At 64.1% G+C, this 6160-nt stretch carries 4 protein-coding genes; 2 read left to right on the top strand and 2 right to left on the bottom strand.

What is annotated here, in order from left to right:
• Positions 1-549: 549 nt before the first annotated feature.
• Entirely contained in the window at positions 550-2403 is a 1854-nt protein-coding gene (locus QJT78_RS47525; protein WP_028154482.1) for an alkaline phosphatase family protein, read from the top strand.
• Between the two features lie 70 nt (positions 2404-2473).
• Here the strand turns inward: QJT78_RS47525 and QJT78_RS47520 are convergent, their stop codons facing one another.
• Positions 2474-3046, bottom strand: coding sequence for a hypothetical protein (locus QJT78_RS47520; RefSeq protein ID WP_028154483.1), 573 nt, complete (start codon positions 3044-3046; stop codon positions 2474-2476).
• A 381-nt stretch (positions 3047-3427) separates the two neighbouring features.
• Between QJT78_RS47520 and QJT78_RS47515 the strand changes: the two genes are divergently transcribed.
• Complete coding sequence (locus tag QJT78_RS47515; RefSeq protein ID WP_014494579.1) at positions 3428-4087, top strand: peroxiredoxin; 660 nt, start codon at positions 3428-3430, stop codon at positions 4085-4087.
• Between the two features lie 129 nt (positions 4088-4216).
• Here QJT78_RS47515 and QJT78_RS47510 read toward each other — a convergent pair whose 3' ends face one another.
• Positions 4217-5947 carry a Cache 3/Cache 2 fusion domain-containing protein gene (locus QJT78_RS47510; RefSeq protein ID WP_028153623.1) on the bottom strand — a complete coding sequence of 577 codons (1731 nt, stop codon included), beginning with the start codon at positions 5945-5947 and terminating at the stop codon, positions 4217-4219.
• Positions 5948-6160 lie beyond the last annotated feature (213 nt).

Here is a 6160-nt window from a genome sequence, read left to right as displayed (position 1 = left end):
TCCCCGGGGAGAGCACGACATAAGCCGTTCCAACCATTGCGCAGGGAAGGCCGGGATGCTCCGGTTGCCCTGTTACCCGCTGTGCATTGTAGCGCAGACTACTCATGGCATAGCGGTCAATGGGAGCTACCCGGCTCCCGGTCTTCCCTGCGCCCTCTTTCATCGGGGGTGAGGCGACGAGAGCAAAGCTCGGGCGAAACAAGCCGCGAGGATGCAAGCCTATGTCAGCCATTCAACAACGGTCTCGTGCCCCGGACGCAGCGCAGCGCTTCTTCAGCGGTGCGCTGCAGAGCCGGGGCCCATGCATCAGCGAGTGCCGCGGCGTCCCTGGTCCCGGCTCTGCGGAGCGTCACTTCGTGCCGCACCGCGTCCGGGACACGAGAGGGACGGATGCAGGTGCAACGCAATGACTTGTCCGTGAGAACGAGCCCCCTCCCCAGCCCTCTTGCATGCCCCGACCCTCTTGTAACAAAACTGTCATACAGCAAAACTAAACGAATGCCGGGGGCCGCGGTCGCGGCCGTTGCCGCCTCACCGCAGGAGATTTCGATGCGCCGTTCACTGGTGTTGCTGTCCGCCGGGCTGACAGTCTTGTCCACAGGACTTGCCTCCGCCCAGAACAACACGCCCCGCAACCTGATCCTCTTCATCCCCGATGGTCTGCGCGCGCTGAAGGTTACGCCGGAGACCGCGCCGGCGATGGCCGAGGTCCGCGACAAGGGCGTCAATTTCAAGAACCCGCATTCGCTCTTCCCGACCTTCACCATGGCCAACGGCTCGGCGATGTCGACCGGCCATTATCTCGGCGACACCGGCGTGTTCTCCAACACGATCTGGACCAACTATACGTCCGTCCCTGCCGGCGACACCGTGGTCCCCTTCATCGAGAACGACGCCGTGCTCGGCGACATCGACGAGCATTTCAAGGGCGACTATCTCAACGAAGAGACGATTCTGAAGATGGCCCGTGACAAGGGCTTCAGCACCGCGGCGATCGGCAAGGTCGGTCCGACCTACCAGTTCGACCACACCGACAAGCCTGAAAAGACCGGCCTGCATTCGGTCGTGTTCGACGACTCCACCGGCGGCAAGAACGGCGTGGCGCTGTCGGACGAGGTGAAGGACGCGCTGACCAAGGCCGGTCTGCCCCTCGCCACGCCGCCGCGCGGCGACAATTCCAAGGCGGGTGATGCCAAGACGCCCGGCACCGTTGTCGCCAACGTCGCGCAGCAGGCTTATTTCGCCGACGTCGCCGCCAAGGTCGTGCTGCCGATGTTCAAGGCGCGCAACAAGCCGTTCGTGCTGGTGTTCTGGTCGCGCGATCCCGATGGCAGCCAGCACAACACCGGCGACAGCCTCAACCAGATCAAGCCCGGCATCAACGGGCCGACCTCGATGGCCGGCATCAAGAACGCCGACGACAATCTCGCCCAGCTCCGCAAGGCGCTGGATGAGCTCGGCCTTGCCGCGACGACCAACATCATGGTCCAGGCCGACCACGGCTTCTCGACCATCTCCAAGGAGAGCAAGACCAGCCCCTCGGCCAAGCTCAGCTATGACGACACGCCGAAGGACTTTTTGCCGATGGGCTTCCTGGCAATCGACCTCGCCAAGGCGCTCGACCTGCCGCTGTTCGACCCCAACGACAAGAACGCCGCCGTCACCGGCAACGCCCATCCGAAGGCCGGCAACGGCGTGCTCGGCAAGGATCCGACCAAGCCCGACCTCGTCATCGCCACCAATGGCGGCTCGGACCTGATCTACCTGCCGAACAAGGACAAGAAGCTGGCGGTCAAGACCGTCAAGGCGCTGCTCGAGCAGGATTACGTCTCCGGCCTGTTCGTGGACGACTCGCTCGGCCGCATCCCCGGTACCCTGCCGCTGTCGAGCATCAATCTGCGCGGCAAGTCGGCGACGCCAACGCCGGCGATCGTCGTCAATTTCCGCTCCTATGCCAGCGATTGCGGTGAAGCGCCGACCAACTGCTCGGTGCAGGTCGCCGACACCGTGCTGCGCCAGGGCCAGGGCATGCATGGCAGCTTCAGCCGCGGCGACACCATGAACTTCATGGCCGCGATCGGTCCGGACTTCAAAGCCGGCTATGTCAGCCAGATCCCTGTCAGCAATGCCGACGTCGGCATGACGGCCGCACAGCTCATGGGCCTGCGCGGCCCGCAGAACGGCGGCCTTGTCGGCCGCGTGATGTCGGAGGCCCTGCCCAACGGCATCGTACCGAAGGCCTATACCGGCACGCTGAAGTCCAAGCCCGCCGAGGGCGGCCTGGTGACCGTGCTGAACTTCCAGCGCGTCGGCAGCCAGCGCTATTTCGACGCCGCCGGTTTCCCGGGCCGCACGCTCGGGCTCGAGCCGGATGCCGGCAAACAAAAAACGGCGGGGAAATAACCCCGCCGCTGTCTGTCGCGCCTCGCAAGGGGCGCGACAGTCTCGTCTAACTCTTACATGCCCAGATCTTTTACATGCCGATGTCGAACACGTTCGGCAATTGGCCCGCCAAAGGCAGCGCAGTGGCGCCCAGGAAGGTCGCCACCATCGCCATCAGGCGACGGTTGTTCTGGCGCTTGCCGCGCATCTGTCCGGCGATCCACTCCAGCATCTCGCTGTTGACCTTGGCGGCGTAGGACGGCGCCCAGCTCTCGATCTCGGACTCTGCCGACAGCGCGACGCTGCGCGGCGGCACCTTCAGGCCCGAGGCGCTCGCGGCGTAATGGGCAACGGCCTTGGCGAGCAGGTCGTCGAACCGGCCGCCATCGGTGCGCTCGGTTGCGGCTTCATTGATCTCGAACAGCGCCTCGGCTTCGGCGCGGCTGACCGGCTGGTCGTTGACGGCCGTGGCGGTCAGGATGCGCGCGCACCAGGCGGTGTCATCGGCGTCGAGCGAGCGGGAAAAGTGGACCCGGCCCTTGGTGGTCGGGCCTTCGCCCGTGATCACGCCGTCGCGCACGACGGTCAATGCATGAGCCGCGGTATCGCGGCAGGACGGTTCGAGGGACGGCGACTCAACGGACTTATGCGCAGCGGCAGACATAGTTCACTTCCAGATTTCTTCTGATCGACCAGCATTTTCATGCGGGCGTAAAGGGGTGGTTAATGACTCGATACGGGGATCGCGACTTTTCTCAATGGTTGCCGATTAGTCGCTACGAGGACCATTTCGGTTCCGGAGGCGTCGGGGCGAGCGTGATGCGGGTCATAAAAGGCTTTATGGGGGCAATCGAGACCGTACGGCTCCGGTCGGGATGTTTCGTCGCAGGCGCGGCTGTAACAGAAAGGTGCTAGGAAATCGGCCCTTCAGAGAAGAAATTCACATTTTACTTGAAGCGGTTCACTTAGGGCCGCGAAGACCCTATACTGTCCGTGACGGCCGAAGATAAATTACCAAGTAAATTCAATGAGATGAGGTAGAACCATGACACTTCCGATCGGCACCACCGCGCCCGACTTCGAAGCCGAGACCACCGAAGGGAAGATCAAGTTCCACGACTGGATCGGCAATAGCTGGGCTCTCCTGTTCTCCCACCCCAAGGACTTCACGCCGGTTTGTACGACCGAGCTCGGCGCGCTTGCCAAGCTGAAGCCGGAATTCGACAAGCGCGGCGTCAAGCTGATGGGCCTTTCGGTCGATCCGGTCGACCGCCATTCCAAATGGTCGGAAGACATCAAGGAGACGCAAGGCGCCGCCCCCAACTACCCGATGATCGGCGACACCGACTTCAACGTCTCCAAGCTCTACGAGATGCTGCCGGCCTCGACCTCGGGCGATCCCCTCACCCGCACACCGGCCGACAACCAGACCGTCCGCAACGTCTTCATCATCGGGCCGGACAAGAAGATCAAGCTGGTGCTGGTCTATCCGATGACGACAGGCCGGAATTTTCAGGAGATCCTGCGCGTCATCGACTCGCTCCAGCTGACGGCGAAGCACCGCGTTGCGACGCCGGCCGACTGGACGCAGGGCGAGGACGTCATCATCGCCGGCTCGGTTTCCAACGACGAGGCGAAGACGATCTATCCGCAGGGCTGGAAGGAACCGAAGCCCTACATCCGCATCGTACCGCAGCCGAAGTAACTCACTATCTTCGCGTGCGGTCCGCAGGACCGAACTATGGTGCGCAATTGCGCACCTGAGAATCTCGAGATCCCGGGTCTGGTCCTTCGGACCATCCCGGGATGACAGTGTTAGATCACACGCCCGCTCCTAGGCCGCGTGCACGCGGTCGAGGAAGCTGTCGACCTCAGCCTTCAGATGCAGGCTCTCGCCTGACAGCGCCTGGGCAGAGGCAAACATCCGGCTCGAGGTCTCTCCCGTCTCGCTCGCGCCCTTGGCGGCGTGACGGACATTGACCGCGACATCGGCAGTACCGGAGGCCGCAGCGCGAACGCTGGCCGCGATGTTGTGGGTGGCGCTCCTCTGCTGCTCGACCGCGGCCGAGATCGACCCCGCGATGCCGCTGATGCGCTCGATGGTCTGGCCGATCGCCTTGATGGCGGTGACCGATTCCTCCGTTGCAAGCTGCATGCTGGCGATCTGGTTCGAGATCTCGTCTGTCGCCTTGGCGGTCTGGCCGGCGAGCGTCTTGACCTCCTGGGCCACCACCGCGAAGCCGCGGCCGGCGTCCCCGGCGCGCGCGGCCTCGATGGTGGCGTTCAGCGCCAGAAGATTGGTCTGCTCGGCGATCGAGGTGATCAGCTTGACGACGTCGCCGATGCGCGCCCCCGCCTCCGAGAGCTGCGCCATGCGCTGATCGGTGGCTTCGGCCTGCCGCACCGCCTCGGCGGAGATCTCGTTCGATTCCTGCACCCGGCGGGTGATCTCGGAGATCGACTGGGACAGTTCGTCTGAGGCCGAGGCCGCCGTTCGCACGTGCTCGGAGGCGTCCTCGGATGCGCCGGCCGACTGCGCCGACAGATCGGCGGTGGAGCGTGCGGTGTCGGTGAGTTGCCGCGCCACCCGCTCGAACTCACCGGAGGAGCTCAGCACCTTGTCGAGGATGCCGCCGACGCTGCCGCGGAACTGCTCGACGAAATTGCGCAGCTCCGCCTTGCGCTGCTCCGCCGCAGCAGCCGTGGCCGCGGTCTGCTCGCTGCGCAGGCGCGCCCGCTCCAGCGAGTTGCTCTTGAATACGGCGACCGTGCGGGCGATCTCGCCGATCTCGTCGGCGCGATCCTCGCAATCGATCTCGACGTCGCTCTTGCCTTCGGCCAGCGCCGTCAGCGAGCGCGTGACCGAGGTGAGCGGCTTGGTGATACGGCGGACGACCAGCAAGGTGAGGACCAGGACCAGGAGTGCGGCAATGCCGGCCGCAATCGCCATGCTCTCGATGGCCTGGGTCAGCATGCTCTCGAGCTGCGCCATGGGGATGCCGACATAGAGAATGCCGACGACCTTGCCGGTGGCATCCGCGACCGGGAAATAGGCGGTCATGAAGGTTTTGCCGAACAGCGTGGCCGGGCCCTTGTACGCCTCGCCGCGGCGCAGGACGGCCTGCCCGGGATGATCGGCGGCAAGCTGGGTCCCGACAGCGCGGTCGCCGTTCTCCTTCTTCACGTTGGTCGAGCGGCGGACGAACTGCCCGCTCGCATCATCGAACACGAACAGGGTCGCATTGCCGCCGACATAAGACACCGCGCGATCGACGATGGCGTGATCCCTGAACTCCGGCATTTTGGGAATCTCGGCGCGCGCCACCCCGCCATCCCGCATCGTGATCTTCGCGTCGGGAACGACCTCGGCAAAAGCCAGGGCCAGCGTGCGCAAATTGACCTCGATGTCGCGCAGTGCACGATCATTGAAGGCGGAGGTGAGCGACCAGTAGCCGGCGCCGACCACGAGCGCCGTGTTCACGGCGATCAGCAGCACGGCGCACAGGACGGCCTTGGTACCCAGCTTGAATTGCGGCAAGAACTTTGCCGTCGCACGGTTGGACATGAATGGAACTACCCCCGGAATTCCTGCATATTCATGCAATCGGCTTACGACCGAATTAACGACGGTTCACACCGCCGCACGCGGCATGCTTGCCAAATTGTAAACCCCGTGGGTCGGTCAAAATCCCCCGGGTATGGTCACTTGAAACTCCCCCACCTGATGATCGCCGTCAGCGCCGCTGAACAGCAGTAGCCGGTCAGGCAGGACGTTTAT

The sequence above is a fragment of the Bradyrhizobium sp. Mp27 genome, assembly GCF_029953005.1.
Classification (GTDB): Bacteria; Pseudomonadota; Alphaproteobacteria; order Rhizobiales; family Xanthobacteraceae; genus Bradyrhizobium; species Bradyrhizobium barranii.
Note: the sequence above shows the minus strand (reverse complement) of the source record. Positions and strands in the feature narration are given on the sequence as shown.